Source organism: Leifsonia aquatica H1aii (genome assembly GCF_000633535.1).
Taxonomy (GTDB): Bacteria; Actinomycetota; Actinomycetes; order Actinomycetales; family Microbacteriaceae; genus Leifsonia; species Leifsonia aquatica_A.
Genome location: NZ_AYMR01000009.1, coordinates 94,041 through 113,438 on the forward strand (window position 1 = coordinate 94,041; position 19,398 = coordinate 113,438).

Below are 19,398 nucleotides of genomic sequence, written 5' to 3' on the forward strand. Positions count from 1 at the left end.
AGGAACGATGCTCAGTAGTGTCGTGATCGCCGCCGAGGAGCAGCACAACCCGCTGATCCCCGCGTGGCCGGACATCATCGGCTCTCTGATCTGCTTCATCATCATCCTGTTCTTCTTCTGGAAGCTCGTGCTTCCGCGTATGAGGAAGCTGCTCGATGAGCGTGCTGAAGCGATCGAGGGCAACATCGCGAAGGCCGACGAGGCCCAGCACAAGGCCGAGGCGCTGCTCGAGGAGTACACCGCTCAGCTCGCCGACGCCCGCGCCGAGGCCGCGAAGATCCGCGAGACCGCCCGCACGGACGGCCAGAAGATCGTCGCGGAGGCCAAGGACACCGCGACGGCCGAGGCCGCCCGCGTCACCGCCACCGCGCAGGCGCAGATCGAGGCGGAGCGCCAGGGCGCTCTCGTGTCGCTGCGCAGCGAGGTCGGCTCGCTCGCGATCGACCTCGCCTCCGGCGTGGTCGGCGAGGCGCTCACCGACGACAAGAAGTCGCAGGCGATCGTCGACCGCTTCCTGGCGGACCTCGAGGCCGGCGAGAAGGCAGGATCGAGCAAGTAATGGGAAGCGCCACCAGAGAAGCATTGGCCCGGTCCGTGTCGGCTCTCGCCGGCCTGGGATCCAAGGCCGATCTGGCGACGGCAGAGGACCTGTTCGCCGCAGGACGAGTCGTCGCCGACTCCGCCCAGCTCCGAGCGGTCCTCAGTGACCCCTCGGCCGATCCGGCCGGCAAGACGGCGCTCGTGCAGCGCGTCTTCGGTTCGCTCTCCGCTCCCGCGGTCGAGCTCCTGGTCTCCGTCGCCTCCGGGCGCTGGTCCGGCCAGGACGACCTGCAGGACGCGATCGAGGAGCTCGGCATCCGCTCCATCGCCGCCTCCGCTCCGCGCAACCTCGACATCGCGGCCGAGCTGCTCGCGTTCGGAGGCGCCGTGACCTCCGACGCGCAGCTCGAGCTCGCGCTGCGCAGCAAGCTCGGCGCACCCGAGGCGAAGGCCGCCCTGGCCGAGCGGCTGCTCGCCGGGAAGGCCTCCGCTCAGACGATCGCGATCGTGCGTCAGCTGGTGCTGCAGCCCCGCGGCCGCAGCATCCGCGAGTCGCTCCGCGCCGCCGCCCGGATCGTCGCCGCGCAGGACGGGCAGACGATCGCGACGATCGTCACCGCCCGGCCGCTGCCGGCCGCGCAGCTGGAACGCCTCCGGGCGGGCCTGGCCGCGAAGTACGGCGACCTCAAGCTCAACACGATCGTCGACCCGGCGATCGTCGGCGGCCTGCGCGTGCAGATCGGCGATGACGTCATCGACGGCAGCATCGCATCGCGCCTCAACGACCTCAGACTTCAGCTGGCGGGCTGACCGCCCCAAGATAGGGAAATACGATGGCAGACATTTCGATCAGCCCCGACGAGATCCGGGATGCGCTCAAGGAGTTCGTCTCCAACTACGAGCCGACCGCGGCCGCGACGGCCGAGGTCGGGCACGTCCTCGACGCCTCCGACGGCATCGCGCACGTCGAGGGACTCCCCGGTGTGATGGCGAACGAGCTCATCCGCTTCGCGAACGGCACCCTGGGCCTGGCCCAGAACCTCGACGAGAACGAGATCGGCGTCGTCGTGCTCGGCGAGTTCGACGGCATCGTCGAGGGCATGGAGGTGACCCGCACCGGCGAGGTCCTCTCCGTCCCCGTCGGCGACGGCTACCTCGGCCGCGTGGTGGACCCGCTCGGCAACCCGATCGACGGCCTGGGCGACATCGCCTCCGAGGGCCGCCGCGAGCTCGAGCTCCAGGCCCCCGGCGTCATGCAGCGCAAGTCGGTGCACGAGCCGCTCCAGACCGGCATCAAGGCGATCGACGCCATGATCCCCGTCGGTCGCGGTCAGCGCCAGCTCATCATCGGCGACCGCCAGACCGGTAAGACGGCCATCGCGATCGACACGATCATCAACCAGAAGGCCAACTGGGAGTCGGGCGACGTCAACAAGCAGGTCCGCTGCATCTACGTCGCCATCGGCCAGAAGGGCTCGACCATCGCCTCGGTGAAGGGCGCGCTCGAGGACGCCGGCGCGATGGAGTACACCACCATCGTCGCGGCTCCTGCCTCCGACCCGGCCGGCTTCAAGTACCTCGCCCCCTACACCGGCTCGGCCATCGGCCAGCACTGGATGTACGGCGGCAAGCACGTCCTGATCATCTTCGACGACCTGTCGAAGCAGGCCGAGGCCTACCGCGCCGTGTCGCTCCTCCTGCGCCGTCCGCCGGGACGCGAGGCCTACCCGGGTGACGTCTTCTACCTGCACTCCCGTCTGCTGGAGCGTTGCGCCAAGCTCTCCGACGAGCTGGGCGCCGGCTCGATGACCGGCCTGCCGATCATCGAGACCAAGGCGAACGACGTCTCCGCGTACATCCCGACCAACGTGATCTCGATCACCGACGGCCAGATCTTCCTCCAGTCCGACCTCTTCAACGCCAACCAGCGTCCCGCCGTGGACGTCGGAATCTCGGTCTCCCGAGTCGGCGGCGACGCGCAGGTCAAGTCGATCAAGAAGGTCTCCGGCACGCTCAAGCTCGAGCTGGCCCAGTACCGTTCGCTCGAGGCGTTCGCGATGTTCGCGTCCGACCTCGACGCGGCCAGCCGTCGCCAGCTCGCCCGTGGTGCGCGCCTCACCGAGCTGCTCAAGCAGCCGCAGTACTCGCCGTACCCGGTGGAGGAGCAGGTCGTCTCGATCTGGGCCGGCACCAACGGCAAGCTGGACGAGGTCGCCGTCGAGGACGTGCTCCGCTTCGAGTCCGAGCTGCTCGACCACCTGCGCCGCAACACCGGCATCCTCGACACCCTGCGCGAGACGAACGTCCTCGACGACGACACCGTCGAGAAGCTCGGCGCCGAGGTCGACAAGTTCAAGCTCGAGTTCCAGACCGGCGAGGGCAAGCCGCTCGCCTCGGTCGGTCGCGAGGAGTTCGAGGCCATCGCGGAAGAGGACGTCGACCAGGAGCGCATCGTCAAGGCGAAGCGCTGATCCACCGCGATCAGTTAGGTACTTAGGAGACACATGGGAGCACAGCTTCGGGTCTACCGGCAGAAGATCAAGTCTGCCCAGACGACCAAGAAGATCACCCGTGCGATGGAGCTGATCTCCGCCTCACGCATCCAGAAGGCGCAGGCGCGAGTCGCTGCCTCGTCGCCGTACGCCCGCGCCATCACGCGCGCGGTGTCGGCGGTGGCGACGTACTCGAACGTCGAGCACGTCCTGACCACGGAGCCGGAGAGGATCGATCGCGCGGCGATCGTCATCTTCTCCTCGGACCGCGGACTCGCGGGCGCGTTCAACTCGAACGTGCTCAAGGAGTCGGAGAAGCTCGCCGAGCTGCTCCGCAGCCAGGGCAAGGACGTCGTCTACTTCCTCGTCGGACGCAAGGCGCAGGGCTACTTCAGCTTCCGTCGACGCGCGTTCGAGCGGGTGTGGACCGGCAACACCGACGCGCCCGAGTTCGAGCAGGCCAAAGAGGTCAGCGACGCGATTCTGGAGTCCTTCCTGCGTGACTCGGCGGACGGCGGCGTGGACGAGATCCACGTCATCTACAACCGTTTCGTCAGCATGCTGACCCAGGAGCCGCAGGTCGTCCGTCTCCTCCCGCTGGAGGTCGTCGAGGGCGTGGAGGAGCCGGATCGCACTCAGGTCCTGCCGCTCTACGAGTTCGAGCCCGACGTCGAGACGGTGCTGGACTCGCTGCTGCCGGTCTACATCGAGAGCCGCATCTTCAACGCCATGCTGCAGTCCGCCGCGTCCAAGCACGCGGCCACGCAGAAGGCGATGAAGGCGGCGAGCGACAACGCCGACAAGCTCATCACCGATTACACGCGCCTCGCGAACAACGCCCGTCAGGCCGAGATCACCCAGCAGATCTCCGAGATCGTCGGCGGCGCGGACGCGCTGAGCGGCGCGAAGTGACATCCGGCCGAGAAGTTTCACAACGAGAAGAGAACGAATCATGACTACCGCTACCGCCGAGGCCCAGGCTTCGACCGCGCAGCCGGCCGGCGTGGGACGCATCGCCCGCGTCACCGGTCCGGTCGTCGACATCGAGTTCCCGCACGACTCGATCCCGGGCATCTACAACGCTCTGAAGACCACCATCACCATCGGTGACAACGCGACCGAGATCACCCTCGAGGTCGCACAGCACCTCGGTGACGACCTGGTCCGCGCCATCGCCCTCAAGCCGACGGACGGTCTCGTCCGCGGCGGCGAGGTCCGCGACACCGGTGCACCGATCTCGGTGCCCGTCGGCGACGTGACCAAGGGCAAGGTGTTCGACGTCACCGGCCAGGTCCTCAACGCCGAGCCGGGCGAGACGATCGAGATCACCGAGCGCTGGCCGATCCACCGCCAGCCGCCGGCGTTCGACCAGCTGGAGTCGAAGACCCAGCTCTTCGAGACCGGCATCAAGGTCATCGACCTCCTCACCCCGTACGTGCAGGGTGGCAAGATCGGCCTCTTCGGTGGTGCGGGCGTCGGCAAGACCGTCCTCATCCAGGAGATGATCCAGCGTGTGGCCCAGGACCACGGTGGTGTGTCGGTGTTCGCCGGTGTCGGCGAGCGCACCCGTGAGGGCAACGACCTCATCCACGAGATGGAGGAGGCGGGCGTCTTCGACAAGACCGCGCTCGTCTTCGGCCAGATGGACGAGCCGCCGGGAACGCGTCTGCGCGTCGCCCTGTCGGCCCTGACCATGGCGGAGTACTTCCGCGATGTGCAGAAGCAGGACGTGCTGCTCTTCATCGACAACATCTTCCGCTTCACCCAGGCCGGCTCCGAGGTCTCGACCCTGCTGGGCCGCATGCCTTCGGCCGTGGGCTACCAGCCGAACCTCGCCGACGAGATGGGCCTCCTCCAGGAGCGCATCACCTCGACCCGCGGTCACTCGATCACCTCGCTGCAGGCGATCTACGTTCCCGCCGACGACTACACCGACCCGGCGCCGGCGACCACGTTCGCCCACCTGGACGCGACCACCGAGCTCTCGCGAGAGATCGCCTCGAAGGGTCTGTACCCGGCCGTCGACCCGCTGACCTCGACCTCGCGCATCCTCGACCCCCGCTACCTGGGCGCCGACCACTACCGCGTGGCCACCACGGTCAAGCAGATCCTCCAGAAGAACAAGGAGCTGCAGGAGATCATCGCCATCCTCGGTGTCGACGAGCTCTCCGAAGAGGACAAGATCACGGTGTCGCGTGCGCGCCGCATCCAGCAGTTCCTCTCGCAGAACACCTACATGGCGAAGAAGTTCACCGGTGTCGAGGGCTCGACGGTTCCGCTGAAGGACACCATCGAGTCGTTCGACGCCATCGCCAAGGGCGAGTTCGACCACGTCGCCGAGCAGGCCTTCTTCAACGTCGGTGCGATCACCGACGTCGAGGAGAAGTGGGCGCAGATCCAGAAGGAGAACGGCTGATCATGGCTGTTCTCAACGTGAGCGTCGTCGCCGCCGACCACGAGGTGTGGTCGGGCGAGGCGAGCATGGTCGTGGCTCGGACCGTGGAGGGGCAGATCGGTATCCTGCCCGGCCACGAGCCGCTGCTCGCCATCCTCGCCTCCGGCGAGGTGCGCGTGACACTGAACGGCGGGGAGTCGATCACGGCGCAGGCCGACGACGGCTTCCTCTCGGTCGAGAACAACACGGTCACCGTCGTGGCCCGTCAGGCCGAGCTCGTCTGACATGTCGGATCAGGCAGCCCCGCTCGACCGCCAGTTCGGTGACGTCCGCGTCCCCGTGCTGGTGGTGATGGCGGGGCTGCCCGGTTCCGGCAAATCCACCATCGGGGAGATCGTGGCGAGCCGCATCGGCGCAACGCCCATCTCGGTCGACCCGATCGAGGCGTCCATCCTGCGTGCCGGGATCGACGCCGACCAGCCCACGGGCCTCGCCGCCTACCTCGTCGCCGACACCCTGGCGGAGCAGGTGCTCGTCTCCGGGCGCTCCGTCGTCGTCGACGCGGTGAACGCGGTCGAGCCGGCCCGGCTCCAGTGGCGCGACCTGGCGGAGCGGTGCGGCGTCGCACTGCACATCGTCGAGACGGTCTGCGCCGACGAGGAGCTGCACCTCGAGCGGCTCGGCAAGCGCGAGGTCCCGATCTCGGGTCATGCGGTCGAGCAGAGCATCGAGGAGTATTCCGAGTGGAAGGGCGCCAGTGCGGCGCTCCCGCGGATCACCCTCGACACGTCGCTCCCGCTGGGCCAGAACGTCGAGGCGGCGGTCGCCTTCGTAGGACGCTAGGTGCTCATCCTCCTTCCGCCCTCCGAGACGAAGAGGGACGGAGGCGCCGGTGCGCCGTTGCTGCTGGAGTCCCTGCGCTTCCCCTCCCTGCTGCCCGTGCGGCGCGAGGTCGTCGACGCCGTGCTCGCCCTCTCCGCCGATCGGGAGACGGCGGTCCGTGCGCTGAAGCTCGGACCGAAGCAGGCCGGCGAAGTCGACCGCAACCGCGCGATCCTCGCCTCGCCGACGATGCCGGCGCTCCAGCGCTACACCGGGGTGCTCTACGACGCCCTGTCCCCGGAGACCCTCTCTCCCGCCGCCCAGCAGTTCGCCGCCTCGCGGGTCGCGGTGAAGTCCGCCCTGCTCGGGCTCGTCGGCGCCGACGATCTGATCCCCGCCTACCGGCTGTCGTTCGATTCGCGGCTCTCGCTGGAACGCGGTGTCCCGTCGCTCACGAAGCGCTGGGCACCCGCCGCGGGGGAGGCGTTGCGTGCGCACGGCGGTCTCCTGCTCGATCTGCGCTCCGAGGGCTATGCGGCACTCGGGCCGCTCCCACGACGGGACGGCGCACACTACGTCCGCGTGCTCGCGCGCGACGAGACCGGTGCGGTGCGTGCGCTCAACCACTTCAACAAGCAAGCCAAGGGGCTGCTGACGCGTGCGCTCATCGAGTCGGGCGTCGACTTCTCCGGGACGGCGGAGCTGCTGGAGTGGGCGGCGGCGGAGCGCTACGAGCTGACCGAGACCGACGACGGCTCGGGCGACCTGCAGCTCGTGGTGCCGGAGGTGGCCGGCCCGCCGGGCAAGCTCATGGCGGTGCTCCGCAGCGCGGCCGCCTGAACGGTCAACCGTTCGCGCGTGAATTCCCGGCGTTTCCCTCTTTGCGTTCGCCCAAAAGTGAGATATGCTCACGACAAGCGAGAAGAAGGATTTCGATCCGAGGAGCGGGACGCCGCGGGGGTGTCAGCGCGACTCGCAGAGTAGTCGGGCCGATGATGCTCTCGACGTGTCTCATCCCACGTCGATGTCGGGGTCGTGTGTGATGGACGGTGAAGATCCGCGTGCGGTCGGGCACGAGCGGAGCACCGCATCACCAGCGAGAACGATCCCGTCGACGGAGTCGGCCCGACTCCTCGCCTCCGACGAGACGCCGCGCGGCGGCGGTGTCGGTCACACCGCCCGGAAGCATCCGGCGAAGTGATCGTCGACCATCCCGGTCGCCTGCATCAGCGCGTACATCGTGGTGGGTCCGACGAAGCGGAAGCCCCGGCGCCGCAGTTCCGTGCTCAGCGCCGTCGACTCCGCGGTGACCGCGGGCACATCGGACCAGGCGCGCGGCCGGGCGTTCTCGGGCGCGTGTGGCGGCGCGAAGCTCCACATCAGCTCGTCGAGCGGCCGGTCGAGGGCGAGCGCGGCGCGGGCGTTCGAGATGGTCGCCTCGATCTTGCCGCGATGCCGGATGATGCGCTCGTCGCCGAGCAGCCGGAGCACATCGGCCTCGGTCATCGCCGCCACACGCTCCGGCACGAAGCCGTGGAACACCTCGCGGAAGGCGGGTCGGCGGCGCAGGATAGTGATCCAGGAGAGCCCGGCCTGAAAGCCTTCCAGGCACATCTTCTCGTAGAGCGCCCGGGGGTCGCGCTGCTCGCGACCCCACTCCTCGTCGTGGTAGCGCCGGTACTCGGCGTCGGAGGCCGACCAGGAGCACCGGTCGAACCCGTCGTCGCCGCGGACGAGCGCAGCGCGGGCGGGGGGCGGGGGAGTGGCCGTCACGGCGTTCTGGTCGTCGACGCTCATGCGGCCAGCGTGATCCCCTCGTGCTCGAGCAGCCAGAGCTTGGTGGGCACGCCCTCGCCGCCGCTGTAGCCGGTCACCTTGCCGCTCGTGGAGAGCACGCGGTGGCAGCCGACGATGATCGGGATGGGGTTCGCTCCGACCGCGCCGCCGATCGCCCGGCCGTAGCCGCTGTAGCCGAGGGAGAGCCCCAGCTCGCCGTAGGAGGTGAGGGTGCCGTACTCCAGGTGCTGCAGCCGCTCCCACACCGCCTGACGGAACGGGGTGCCGTCGAGGCGGACCGGCAGGTCGAAGTCGCGCCGCGTGCCGGCGAAGTACTCGTCGAGCTGGCGGGCGGCCTCGTCGAGCACGGCGGTGCTGCGCTCGGGGTGCTCGTCGAGGGGGAGGGCGCCGCCACGCTCGATCGCGAGCGAGGTCACCGCCTCACCGTCACTCGTGAGCTCGATCCGGCCGATCGGGCTCGGTGTGCGAAGGAGGTACGCGAAGCTGGTCATGACTCGACTCTAGGAGCAGCCACCGACAGAATCTCGCGGAAATCGGACATCGGGGATAACCTCCGGATGTCACCGATTGTGGAGGATCCCGTGCCCGGCGGCCCCGGGATGGTGACCGCGCTCCCGCCTAGACTCGGGGTATGGCGAACATCGAATACCGCACCCTCGGCCGCTCCGGACTCGTCGTCTCCACCATCGGGCTCGGCTGCAACAACTTCGGCCGCCAGGGCACGGCCTCCGCATCGCAAGAGGGGACCGACGCCGTGATCGGCGCGGCGATCGACGCGGGCGTCACGCTCTTCGACACCGCCGACATCTACGGCGCCGAACGCGGGCTCTCCGAGTCCCTGATGGGCAAGGCGCTCGCGGGAAAGCGCGACCGCATCGTCCTGGCGACGAAGTTCGGGATGGACATGGCCGGCGCGAACGGACCGGACTGGGGCGTGCGCGGTTCGCGGCGCTACATCCGGTTGGCGGTGGAGGCGTCCCTCCGCCGGCTGCGCACGGACTGGATCGACCTCTACCAGTTGCACCGGCCCGACCCCGCGACGCCCATCGAGGAGACGCTGGCCACGCTCGACGACCTGATCGCCGAGGGCAAGATCCGCTACATCGGCCACTCGAACCTGGACGGCTGGCAGATCGCCGAGGCCGAGTTCACCGCCCGACTGCACGGTCACCCGAAGTTCATCTCGGCACAGAACGAGTACAGCCTGCTCGTCCGCGACGCCGAGCGCGAGGTGCTCCCCGCCGTCAACGCCTACGGCCTCGGCTTCCTGCCGTTCTTCCCGCTCTACAACGGACTGTTCACCGGCAAGTTCTCCCGGGACGGCGGCCCGGCGGACAGTCGGATCATGTCCACCCGCAAGCACCTGCTGGACGACGCGCCCTGGGAGCGGATCGAGGAGTACCAGGCGTTCTGTGCGGAGCGCGGCGTGACCATGCTGGCCGCGACCTTCGCGTGGCTGCTCGCCCAGCCGGGGTTGACCAGTGTGATCGCCGGTGCGACGAAGCCCGAGCAGATCGTCGCGAACGCGGAGGCGGCGACCGCCTGGACGCCGACCGCCGACGACCTCGCCCGGATCTCGGAGATCTTCGCGCCGACGGCGTGACCCGGCCCTCGTTCGCTCTCGGCGAACGGTCCACTGCTTGTGAGTGAGCACTCACTCCGCGTAGTGTCGCCTGCGTGATACCGGAGAAGGAAGCCGCCCCCGACGACGGGGTCGATGCCGACACGGCCCCGCGCCAGCGCGCTCAGCCGCTCGCGCCGGACGAGCGCAAGGCGATGATCATCGACGCCGTCATCCCGCTCCTCGTCGAGCACGGCCGCGGCGTCACCTCCCGCCAGATCGCCGAGGCGGCGGGGATCGCCGAGGGGACGATCTTCCGGGCCTTCGGCGACAAGGAGACGCTGGTCACCGCGGCGATCGAGAAATACCTCGATCCGGAACCGCTCCGCGACGCCCTCCGTGCCATCGACCCGGGACTGCCCCTGGAGCACAAGGTCCGCGCCGTCATCCTGCTCATGCGGGAGCGCTTCCAGAGTGTCATGCGGATCATGGCCGTGATCGGGCCCGAACGACCGCACATCCCGCAGGAGCGGCACGAGTTCGCCCGCATCATCGCTCGCATCATCGAGCCGGAGGCGGCCGCGCTGAACCTCCCGCCGGAGCGCGTCGCGTACGTGCTGCGGCTCCTCAGCTTCGCGTCCGCCTTCCCCGCGCTGAACGAGGGGTTGGAATTCAGCGTGGACGAACTCGCCCGCATCGCCCTCCTGGGCGTCGCCGGGCGCCCCTTCGTCGTCTTCACGCCCTCGGGCGTATCCACCGTCCCCGCCGCCGGCGCTGCACTCGACTAGGAGGTCGCACATGCTCCTGAAACTCCTCGGCCGGTACCTCCGACCGCACTGGCGGCTCCTGGTGGGCGTCGTCTTCTTCCAGCTGGCGCAGTCGTTGCTGTCGCTGTGGCTGCCGACGCTCAACGCCGACATCACCGACAACGGCATCGCGAAGGGCGACACCGGCTACATCCTCGCCGTCGGAGCGGAGATGCTCGGGGTCACGCTCGTGCAGGTCGCCTGCTCGATCGCCGCGGTCTACTTCGGGGCGAAGGTCGCGATGCGGGTCGGCCGGGACCTGCGGACCGCGATCTTCCACAAGGTCGGCGAGTTCTCGGAGCGCGAGGTCTCGCGGTTCGGCGCGCCGTCGCTCATCACCCGCAACACCAACGACGTGCAGCAGGTGCAGATGCTGGTGCTGATGACGTGCACCCTGCTCGTCTCGGCGCCCATCCTCGCGATCGGCGGGATCATCCTCGCGATGCAGCAAGACCTCGAGCTCTCCTGGCTGATCGCGGTCAGCGTGCCCATCCTGCTGATCGCCGTCAGCCTGATCATCACGCGGATGGTCCCGCTCTTCCGCCGCATGCAGGAGCGGATCGACCGGGTCAACCGCGTGCTGCGGGAGCAACTGACCGGCATCCGCGTCATCCGCGCCTTCGTGCGGGAGGACGTCGAGACCGAGCGGTTCGCGGTCGCCAACGACCAGGTGACGGAGACGGCGCTGAAGGCCGGACGCCTGTTCGCGCTGATGTTCCCGATCGTGATGCTGGTGCTCAACGTGTCGAGTGTCGCGGTCATCTGGTTCGGCTCCTTCCGGGTGGACGACGGCTCGATGCAGATCGGGACGCTCACGGCGTTCCTGCAGTACCTCATGCAGATCCTGATGGGCGTGATGATGTCGACGATGATGGCGGTCCTGGTCCCGCGCGCGGCGGTCTGCGCCGACCGCATCGGCGAGGTGCTCGGTACGGAGGCTTCCGTGCGCGCCGCGGAGAACCCAGTCACCGAGCTGGCCGCCCACGGCACGGTCGAGTTCGTGGACGTCGGCTTCGCATACCCCGGAGCCGAGGAACCGGTGCTCAGAGACGTGACGTTCCTCGCCCGCTCGGGCGAGACGACCGCGATCATCGGAAGCACCGGGTCGGGCAAGACCACCCTGGTGAACCTCGTCCCTCGACTCTTCGACGCGACCAGCGGACTCGTCCTGGTGGACGGCGTCGATGCGGCGGAGCTCGACCCCGAACTGCTCTGGTCGCGCATCGGGCTCGTCCCGCAGAGACCGTACCTGTTCTCGGGGACCGTCGCGACCAACCTGCGCTACGGCAAGCCGGATGCGACCGACGAGGAGCTCTGGGCCGCCCTCGAGATCGCGCAGGCGAAGGATTTCGTGCAGTCGATGCCGGAGGGGCTCGACGCGCCGATCGCCCAGGGCGGCACCAACGTGTCCGGCGGTCAGCGGCAGCGTCTCGCGATCGCTCGGGCGCTGGTCAAGCGCCCCGAGATCTACGTCTTCGACGACTCGTTCTCCGCCCTCGACACGGCCACCGACGCCCGGTTGCGCGGGGCGCTGGGCCGATCGGTGGCCGACGCCACGATGATCGTGGTCGCTCAGCGCGTCTCGACGATCGTCGACGCCGACCAGATCATCGTGCTCGAGGACGGTCGCGTCGTCGGGCGCGGCACGCACGAGGAGCTCCTCGAGAGCAACCCGACCTACGCCGAGATCGTCTCGTCGCAGCTGACCGCGGAGGAGGCGGCATGAGCCAGGAGACGGAAGACCGTCCGGTCCCCGCCCGCCCTCCGGTGCGACGCGGCCCCGGCGGCGGTGGCGGCCCGTTCGGCGGAGCAGGCATGCCGGCCGAGAAGTCCCTCAACTTCGGACCCTCGGCGCGCCGGCTCGCCGGTCAGCTGAAGCCCGAGCGCTGGGCGATCGTGTTCGTCACAGTGCTCGCGGTGGTGAGCGTCGTGCTCGCCGTCCTCGGGCCGAAGCTGCTCGGCAACGCGATCAATCTCGTGTTCGCCGGCGCGCTCTCGAAGCAGTTCCCCTCCGGGGCGACGCAGGCGCAGGTGATCGACGGACTCCGGGCGAAGGGGCAGGACCAGTTCGCCGACCTCCTCTCGGGCACGACGTTCACACCCGGAGCGGGGATCGACTTCACCGCGGTCGGGCACGTGCTGATGTGGGTGCTCGCGCTGTACATCGCCTCCTCGCTGTTCAGCTACCTGCAGGCGTACGTGCTCAACGGCGTCACCCAGCGCACGGTGTACCGGCTCCGCGAGGAGGTGGAGGCCAAGATCCACCGCCTCCCACTGACCTACTTCGACCGGATGCAGCGCGGCGAGCTGCTCAGCCGCGTGACGAACGACATCGACAACATCTCGCAGACGCTGCAGCAGTCGATGAGCCAGCTGCTCACCTCGCTGCTGACGGTGGTCGGCGTGATCGTGATGATGTTCGTCGTGTCGCCCCTGCTTGCGGTGATCGCGCTCATCACCATCCCGCTGACGCTGCTGATCACCTCGCTGATCGCCAAGCGCTCGCAGAAGCTCTTCGTGGCGCAATGGCGCAACACCGGCGAGCTGAACGGCCAGATCGAGGAGGCCTTCACCGGCCACTCCCTGGTCAAGGTCTTCGGCCGCCACCGCGAGGTCGAGCAGCGGTTCGGAGCGAAGAACGAGGAGATGTACGAGGCCAGCTTCGGCGCGCAGTTCATCTCCGGCATCATCATGCCGGCGATGATGTTCGTCGGGAACCTGATGTACGTGGCGATCGCCGTCGTCGGCGGTCTGCAGGTCGCCAGCGGAGCGATGCAGCTCGGCGACGTGACGGCGTTCATCCAGTACTCCCGCCAGTTCACCCAGCCCCTCACCCAGCTCGGATCGATGGCGAACCTGCTGCAGTCCGGTGTCGCCAGCGCCGAGCGCGTCTTCGAGCTGCTGGACGCCGACGAGCAGTCGGACGACCCCGAGCGGCCGCAGAGCCCCGACGGGACGAAGGGCCGCCTGGCGTTCGAGGACGTCTCGTTCCGGTACACCGCGGACAAGCCGCTCATCGACGACCTCTCCCTGGTCGCCGAACCCGGCCAGACGGTCGCGATCGTTGGACCGACCGGTGCGGGCAAGACCACCCTGGTGAACCTGATGATGCGGTTCTACGAGTTGGACAGCGGCCGGATCACCCTGGACGGTGTCGACATCGCCGCCATGACCCGGCACGATCTGCGCGGCCGGATGGGCATGGTGCTGCAGGACACCTGGCTCTTCCAGGGAACCATCCGCGACAACATCGCCTACGGGCGACCGGGCGCGACCGAGGAGGAGATCGTCGGCGCCGCCAAGGCGACCTACGTCGACCGCTTCGTGCGGTCGCTGCCCGACGGCTACGACACGGTGCTGGACGACGAGGGCGGCAACATCTCGGCGGGGGAGAAGCAGCTGCTGACGATCGCGCGGGCCTTCCTCGCCCGGCCGAGCGTGCTCATCCTCGATGAGGCGACGTCGTCGGTGGACACCCGGACCGAGCTGCTGGTGCAGAAGGCGATGAGCGCGCTGCGGGCCGACCGTACGTCGTTCGTGATCGCCCACCGGCTCTCGACCATCCGCGACGCCGACCTCATCCTGGTGATGGAGGCCGGCAGCATCGTGGAGCAGGGCACGCACGCCGAGCTGCTGTCGCGCGGGGGCGCGTACTACACGCTGTACAACGCGCAGTTCGCGGCCCCGGCGGAGGAGGCCTAGAGGCGGGCGGCGACCGAGCGCACCAGCCAGAAGACGCCGTACGCGATCAGCCCGAGGGCGATCAGCACCAGGAGCACGGGTCCGAACGGGAGGCCGATGAGCGCCTTCAAGCTGCCGTCGAGGCCTCCCGCCTTCTCCGGGTCATAGGTGACGGCGCCGGCGACCACCAGACCGCCGACCAGCATGAGGGCGATCCCCTTCGCGATGTATCCGATGCGGCCCAGAGCCGTGGTCACGCGCGCCAGCGCGTTCGGGGGCAGGCGCAGATCGCGCTCGAACGCGCGGGTCACCCCGCTGCGCAGGAAGACGATCCCGCCGATCAGCACGCCCAGCCCGATCAGGGCGAGGACGAACACTCCGCCGGGCAGGCCGAGCAGGCGTGCGCTCATCGTCTTCTCGGAGGACGACGCATCGTGACCGCCGCCCAGTGCGATGGAGGCGGCCACGACCGCCAGGGCGGCGTACACGATGCACTTGCCCACCTCGGTCAGGCGTTTGCCCGCACCGTGCGCGGTCACGGCCACGAGGATCTGCCAGAGGGCGAGCACGGCGAGGCCGACGACGGCGGCCCACACGACGAACAGCCCGCCCGGCACGGCCACGATCGCCTGCAGCGCCCCGGACTGGTCGGCGTCGCCCCTCCCGCCGAAGGTGAGGGCGATGGCGATGGCGCCGATCAGGATGTGGAGCAGCCCGATCGTGGCCAGCCCGACGCGCGCGAGGGCTCTCACGGCGGGGTTGCGCTCGGCGCGGGAGGCGGTCCTGGTCGGTGCGGTCATGCTCGGCACGGTACTCGCCCTGGCGGGCGTGCGGACGAGGGTCCCGACTTCGCCGATTCTCGGGTACCGTAGATATTCGAGTCCGCTGCGCCATCGCGCGGCGGCGCAATGTGAATAGAGGAGGCCGGCATGGACATCGACCTCAGCGTCTTGCGTCTCATGGAGCGCGAGAAAGAGATCCCGTTCGACGAGCTGGTGCAGATCATCGAGCAGGCGATCCTGACCGCCTACCTGAAGCACACCAATCAGGGTGAGCACGGTCACGGCCACGGGCACAGCCACACCGACGAGGTTCCGGCCGCGCGCGTCCACCTGGATCGCAAGACCGGCCACGTGAGCGTGTACGTGCCGGAGCGCGACGAAGAAGGCACCGTCATCGGCGAGGCCGAGGACAGCCCCAGCGACTTCGGCCGCATCGCCGCCTTCGCGGCGAAGCAGGTCATCAACCAGCGCCTGCGCGACATCGCGGACGATGCGGTGCTCGGCGAGTTCCGGGGACGCGAGGGCGACATCGTCGCCGGCGTCATCCAGCAGGGGCCGAACCCGCGCATGATCCACGTCGACCTCGGAAGCGTGGAGGCCATCCTCCCGCCGGAAGAGCAGGTGCCGGGCGAGGAGTACACGCACGGTTCGCGCATCCGCGTCTACGTCACCAGCGTGGCCAAGGGCACGAAGGGTCCGCAGATCACGGTGTCGCGCACGCATCCCGCCCTCGTCCGCAAGCTCTTCGCGCTCGAGGTCCCGGAGATCGCCAGCGGAGTCGTGGAGATCGTGTCGCTCGCCCGCGAGGCCGGCCACCGCACCAAGATCGCTGTGCGCGCGACCGAGCCGGGCGTGAACGCCAAGGGCGCGTGCATCGGCGAGCTCGGGCAGCGCGTGCGCGCGGTCACGGCGGAGCTGAACAACGAGAAGGTCGACATCGTCGACTACTCGCCCGACCTGGCGACGTTCGTCGCGAGCGCGCTCTCGCCGGCGAAGGTCACCAGCGCCTTCGTCATCGACGAGTCGCTGAAGGCCGTCCGCGCCCTCGTCCCGGACTACCAGCTCTCGCTCGCGATCGGCAAGGAGGGTCAGAACGCCCGTCTCGCCGCGAAGCTGACGGGCGCGAAGATCGACATCCAGCCGGATTCGATCCTGGACCGCGAGTGATTCGTGCGACGAGGCTGGATGTCGATCTTCGCGCCGTGCCGACGCGGCGGAGCCGTGGCGCCACGGTTGCCGCAGGCACATGAACACGACATCCAGCCGGATTCGATCCTGGACCGGGAGTGAGAGGGGCCGCGCATCGGGCGAGTCGGCCGATACGCGGGTGTAAGATGGAAGCTGTCAGAACGTGCGTCGGATGCCGTTCTCGCGCCCCCCGACCCTCTCTTCTGAGGGTCGTCGCCCGGAATTCGGAACTCGTGGTGGATCCCTCCGCCACGCTCCCCGGGCGAGGTGCGTGGCTGCATCCGGTCGACGAGTGTCTCGACAACGCTCTCAAGCGGCGGGCCTTCGGGCGCGCTCTGAGAGTGGAGGGAGCACTCGACCCGACGGCCATCCGGGCCTACCTACGAGAACAGGCTGAAGAACAAGTGACTTCACATGAGTGACAACCGATGAGCGGCTCGAAATGAGTCCCGTCCGCTACTAACGCCTGCCCTGTCCGGGGTAGGCCCCAGACAGGAGAATTGTGGCTGCAAAACCACGCGTACACGAGGTCGCGAGCGAACTCGGCGTCGACAGCAAGATCGCGCTCGCGAAGCTCAAGGAGATGGGCGAGTTCGTCAAGGGACCGTCCTCCAGCATCGAGCCCCCGGTCGCCCGCAAGCTGCGCGCCGCCCTCGAGGCCGAAGGCTTCACCGCCGACAAGGCGGCCGCACCGGCCGCTGCGCCGGCGCCGGGCCCCCGCCCGCAGACCCCGCGCCCGCAGGCGTCGGAGGCCGGCGAGAGCGGTGCGCCCAAGCCGCAGGCGCCGATGTCGGTCGCCGAGCGGCAGGCCGCCGCGGAGAAGGCGGCCGCGGAGAAGGCCGCCGCCGAGAAGGCCGCGACGGAGTCCGCTGCGGCTCAGGCCGCTCCCGCCGCCGCACCCGCGGCCGGCGCACCCGCCGAGACCCCGACCGATGCGGTCAAGCCGTCCGCGGCTCCGCGTCCCGGCGGCAGCAGCGCCCCGCGTCCCGGCGCACCGCGCCCGGGCAACAACCCCTACTCGTCCAACCAGGGCATGGGCCAGCGCCCCAGCACGCCGCGACCGGGCAACAACCCGTTCTCGAGCTCGCAGGGCATGGGCCAGCGCCCGACCCCGAGCAACATCCCGCGCCCGGCTCCGCCGCGCCCGGGCTCGCCGCGCATCGGCGCGCCGGGCCAGGGCGGCGGCCAGGGTCGTCCCGGCGGCAACCGCCAGGGCGGCGGCGCCCGTCCCGGCTTCCAGCAGCGCCCCGGCGGCGCCGGTGGTGCCGGCGGCGGTGGCTTCCAGCGTCCCGGCGGCGCTCCGGGCACGGCCGGGGGCTTCTCCGGCCCGCGTCCGGGCGGTGGCGGCGGTCGCGGTCGTGGACCGGGCGGCGGCACGGCCGGCGCGTTCGGTCGCGGCGGCGGCAAGAGCAAGGCCCGCAAGTCGAAGCGCGCGAAGCGTCAGGAATTCGAGATGCGGGAGGCCCCGTCGCTGGGCGGCGTGACCGTTCCCCGCGGCGACGGCGGCACGGTCGTGCGTCTGCGCCGCGGCTCCTCGATCTCGGACTTCGCCGACAAGATCGACGCGAACCCCGCGTCGCTGGTCACCGTCCTCTTCCACCTGGGCGAGATGGCGACCGCGACCGAGTCGCTCGACGAGGCCACCTTCCAGGTGCTCGGCGAGGAGCTGGGATACAAGATCCAGGTCGTCTCCCCGGAGGACGAGGACAAGGAGCTCCTGGAGGGCTTCGACATCGACCTCGACGCCGAGCTGGAGAACGAGTCCGACGAGGACCTCGAGATCCGCCCGCCGGTGGTCACCGTCATGGGTCACGTCGACCACGGTAAGACGCGACTCCTCGACGCCATCCGCAGCGCGAACGTCGTGGAGGGTGAGGCCGGCGGCATCACCCAGCACATCGGTGCGTACCAGGTGTGGACCGAGCACGAGGGCATCGAGCGTGCGATCACCTTCATCGACACCCCGGGTCACGAGGCGTTCACCGCCATGCGTGCCCGTGGTGCGCAGGTGACCGACATCGCGATCCTCGTGGTCGCTGCCGACGACGGCATCATGCCGCAGACGGTGGAGGCGCTGAACCACGCCCAGGCGGCCGGTGTGCCGATCGTGGTCGCGGTCAACAAGATCGACAAGCCCGAGGCCAACCCGGCCAAGGTGCGCCAGCAGCTGACCGAGTTCGGTCTGGTCGCGGAGGAGTACGGCGGCGACGTCATGTTCGTCGACGTGTCCGCGCGGAACAACATCGGCATCCAGGACCTCCTGGACGCGGTGCTGCTCACCGCCGACGCCGGACTCGACCTGCGGGCGAACCCGAACAAGGACGCCCGCGGTGTCGCGATCGAGGCCAAGCTCGACAAGGGCCGCGGTGCGGTCGCGACCGTGCTCATCCAGTCCGGAACGCTGCGCGTCGGCGACGCGATCGTCGCCGGCACCGCCTACGGCCGCGTGCGTGCCATGGCGGACGAGAACGGCGAGCCGGTCTTCGAGGCCGCTCCGTCGCGTCCGGTCCAGGTGCAGGGCCTCTCCAGCGTCCCGCGCGCCGGCGACACCTTCCTCGTCACCGAGGAGGACCGCACGGCCCGTCAGATCGCCGAGAAGCGCGAGGCCGCCGAGCGCAACGCGCAGCTGGCCAAGGCCCGCAAGCGCATCTCGCTCGAGGACTTCACCCGCGCTCTGGAAGAGGGCAAGGTCGAGGCGCTCAACCTCATCATCAAGGGCGACGTGTCCGGTGCCGTGGAGGCGCTGGAGGAGTCGCTCATGAAGATCGAGGTCGACGACTCGGTGAGCCTGCGCATCCTGCACCGCGGCGTCGGCGCCATCACCGAGTCGGACATCGACTTGGCGACCATCGACAACGCGATCGTGATCGGCTTCAACGTCCGCCCGGACGTCAAGGCCCGCGAGCGTGCCGCCCGCGAGGGTGTCGACGTGCGCTTCTACTCGGTGATCTACAACGCGATCGAGGACATCGAGAACTCGCTCAAGGGCATGCTCAAGCCCGAGTTCGAAGAGGTCCAGTCGGGTGTGGCCGAGATCCGCGAGGTGTTCCGCTCCTCGAAGTTCGGCAACATCGCCGGTGTCATCGTCCGGTCCGGAACGATCACGCGCAACGCCAAGGCGCGCGTCATCCGCGACGGCGTGGTGGTGGGGGACAACCTCGCCATCGAGTCGCTGCGCCGGTTCAAGGACGACGTCACCGAGGTGCGGACGGACTTCGAGGCCGGTATCGGCCTCGGCAAGTACAACGACATCCAGATCGGCGACGAGATCGAGACGACCGAGTTGCGGGAGAAGCCCCGCGGCTGATCGATGCGTGGGAGGCCCGGCGGTTCA

Annotated in this window: 18 protein-coding genes; 15 read left to right on the forward strand and 3 right to left on the reverse strand. The window is 69.2% G+C overall.

Annotation, left to right across the window (positions count from 1 at the left end; all coding sequences use genetic code 11):
- The first annotated feature begins 7 nt into the window (after window positions 1-7).
- Genes U870_RS0108815 through U870_RS0108850 form a run of 8 tightly spaced genes read left to right on the forward strand, consistent with a single transcriptional unit; the run spans window position 8 to window position 7,089 of the window.
- Window positions 8-559: a F0F1 ATP synthase subunit B gene (locus tag U870_RS0108815; RefSeq protein WP_025157035.1), complete on the forward strand. Its 552-nt coding sequence runs from the start codon at window positions 8-10 to the stop codon at window positions 557-559.
- Window positions 559-1,350: a F0F1 ATP synthase subunit delta gene (locus tag U870_RS0108820; RefSeq protein WP_025157036.1), complete on the forward strand. Its 792-nt coding sequence runs from the start codon at window positions 559-561 to the stop codon at window positions 1,348-1,350. Before U870_RS0108815 ends, U870_RS0108820 begins: the two co-directional genes overlap by 1 nt.
- 23 nt (window positions 1,351-1,373) lie before the next feature.
- Complete coding sequence (gene atpA, locus U870_RS0108825; RefSeq protein ID WP_025157037.1) at window positions 1,374-3,011, forward strand: F0F1 ATP synthase subunit alpha; 1,638 nt, start codon at window positions 1,374-1,376, stop codon at window positions 3,009-3,011.
- Window positions 3,012-3,044: 33 nt separating this feature from the next.
- Window positions 3,045-3,944: a F0F1 ATP synthase subunit gamma gene (locus tag U870_RS0108830; RefSeq protein ID WP_025157038.1), complete on the forward strand. Its 900-nt coding sequence runs from the start codon at window positions 3,045-3,047 to the stop codon at window positions 3,942-3,944.
- Window positions 3,945-3,984: 40 nt separating this feature from the next.
- Window positions 3,985-5,448 (forward strand): F0F1 ATP synthase subunit beta, encoded by a 1,464-nt coding sequence (gene atpD, locus U870_RS0108835; RefSeq protein ID WP_025157039.1) that lies wholly within the window; start codon window positions 3,985-3,987, stop codon window positions 5,446-5,448.
- A gap of 2 nt (window positions 5,449-5,450) precedes the next feature.
- On the forward strand, window positions 5,451-5,711 hold the full coding sequence (locus U870_RS0108840) for a F0F1 ATP synthase subunit epsilon (RefSeq protein ID WP_025157040.1): 261 nt from the start codon (window positions 5,451-5,453) through the stop codon (window positions 5,709-5,711).
- A gap of 1 nt (window position 5,712) precedes the next feature.
- Window positions 5,713-6,270 carry an AAA family ATPase gene (locus U870_RS0108845; RefSeq protein WP_052357654.1) on the forward strand — a complete coding sequence of 186 codons (558 nt, stop codon included), beginning with the start codon at window positions 5,713-5,715 and terminating at the stop codon, window positions 6,268-6,270.
- Window positions 6,271-7,089: a YaaA family protein gene (locus tag U870_RS0108850; protein ID WP_025157042.1), complete on the forward strand. Its 819-nt coding sequence runs from the start codon at window positions 6,271-6,273 to the stop codon at window positions 7,087-7,089.
- 330 nt (window positions 7,090-7,419) lie between these two features.
- On the opposite strand, the gene U870_RS0108855 is transcribed toward U870_RS0108850, so the two are convergent.
- Both U870_RS0108855 and U870_RS0108860 read right to left on the reverse strand, forming a co-directional pair.
- Window positions 7,420-8,046, reverse strand: a complete 627-nt coding sequence (locus U870_RS0108855; RefSeq protein WP_052357655.1) for a DNA-3-methyladenine glycosylase I — start codon at window positions 8,044-8,046, stop codon at window positions 7,420-7,422.
- Entirely contained in the window at window positions 8,043-8,537 is a 495-nt protein-coding gene (locus U870_RS0108860) for a methylated-DNA--[protein]-cysteine S-methyltransferase (RefSeq protein WP_025157044.1), read from the reverse strand. Before U870_RS0108860 ends, U870_RS0108855 begins: the two co-directional genes overlap by 4 nt.
- A gap of 140 nt (window positions 8,538-8,677) precedes the next feature.
- Between U870_RS0108860 and U870_RS0108865 the strand changes: the two genes are divergently transcribed.
- From U870_RS0108865 to U870_RS0108880, 4 genes are all read left to right on the forward strand, one after another.
- On the forward strand, window positions 8,678-9,649 hold the full coding sequence (locus U870_RS0108865; protein ID WP_025157045.1) for an aldo/keto reductase: 972 nt from the start codon (window positions 8,678-8,680) through the stop codon (window positions 9,647-9,649).
- 74 nt (window positions 9,650-9,723) lie between these two features.
- Window positions 9,724-10,395, forward strand: coding sequence for a TetR/AcrR family transcriptional regulator (locus tag U870_RS22475; protein ID WP_025157046.1), 672 nt, complete (start codon window positions 9,724-9,726; stop codon window positions 10,393-10,395).
- A 10-nt stretch (window positions 10,396-10,405) separates the two neighbouring features.
- A complete protein-coding gene (locus tag U870_RS0108875) occupies window positions 10,406-12,139 on the forward strand; it encodes an ABC transporter ATP-binding protein (protein WP_025157047.1) in 1,734 nt (577 codons plus the stop codon).
- Window positions 12,136-14,115 (forward strand): ABC transporter ATP-binding protein, encoded by a 1,980-nt coding sequence (locus U870_RS0108880; protein ID WP_025157048.1) that lies wholly within the window; start codon window positions 12,136-12,138, stop codon window positions 14,113-14,115. The genes U870_RS0108875 and U870_RS0108880 overlap by 4 nt, the downstream gene beginning before the upstream one ends.
- Here the strand turns inward: U870_RS0108880 and U870_RS0108885 are convergent.
- Window positions 14,112-14,894, reverse strand: coding sequence for a DUF1206 domain-containing protein (locus U870_RS0108885; RefSeq protein ID WP_025157049.1), 783 nt, complete (start codon window positions 14,892-14,894; stop codon window positions 14,112-14,114). The two genes, U870_RS0108880 and U870_RS0108885, sit on opposite strands and share 4 nt — an antisense overlap.
- Before the next feature lie 129 nt (window positions 14,895-15,023).
- On the opposite strand from U870_RS0108885, the gene nusA reads away from it, so the two are divergent.
- The 3 genes from nusA (at window position 15,024) to infB (ending at window position 19,371) form a co-directional block, all read left to right on the forward strand.
- Complete coding sequence (gene nusA, locus U870_RS0108890) at window positions 15,024-16,043, forward strand: transcription termination factor NusA (RefSeq protein WP_025157050.1); 1,020 nt, start codon at window positions 15,024-15,026, stop codon at window positions 16,041-16,043.
- 167 nt (window positions 16,044-16,210) lie between these two features.
- Window positions 16,211-16,486: a YlxR family protein gene (locus U870_RS23660; RefSeq protein WP_081815246.1), complete on the forward strand. Its 276-nt coding sequence runs from the start codon at window positions 16,211-16,213 to the stop codon at window positions 16,484-16,486.
- Between the two features lie 80 nt (window positions 16,487-16,566).
- Window positions 16,567-19,371 (forward strand): translation initiation factor IF-2, encoded by a 2,805-nt coding sequence (infB, locus tag U870_RS0108895; RefSeq protein ID WP_025157051.1) that lies wholly within the window; start codon window positions 16,567-16,569, stop codon window positions 19,369-19,371.
- Window positions 19,372-19,398 lie beyond the last annotated feature (27 nt).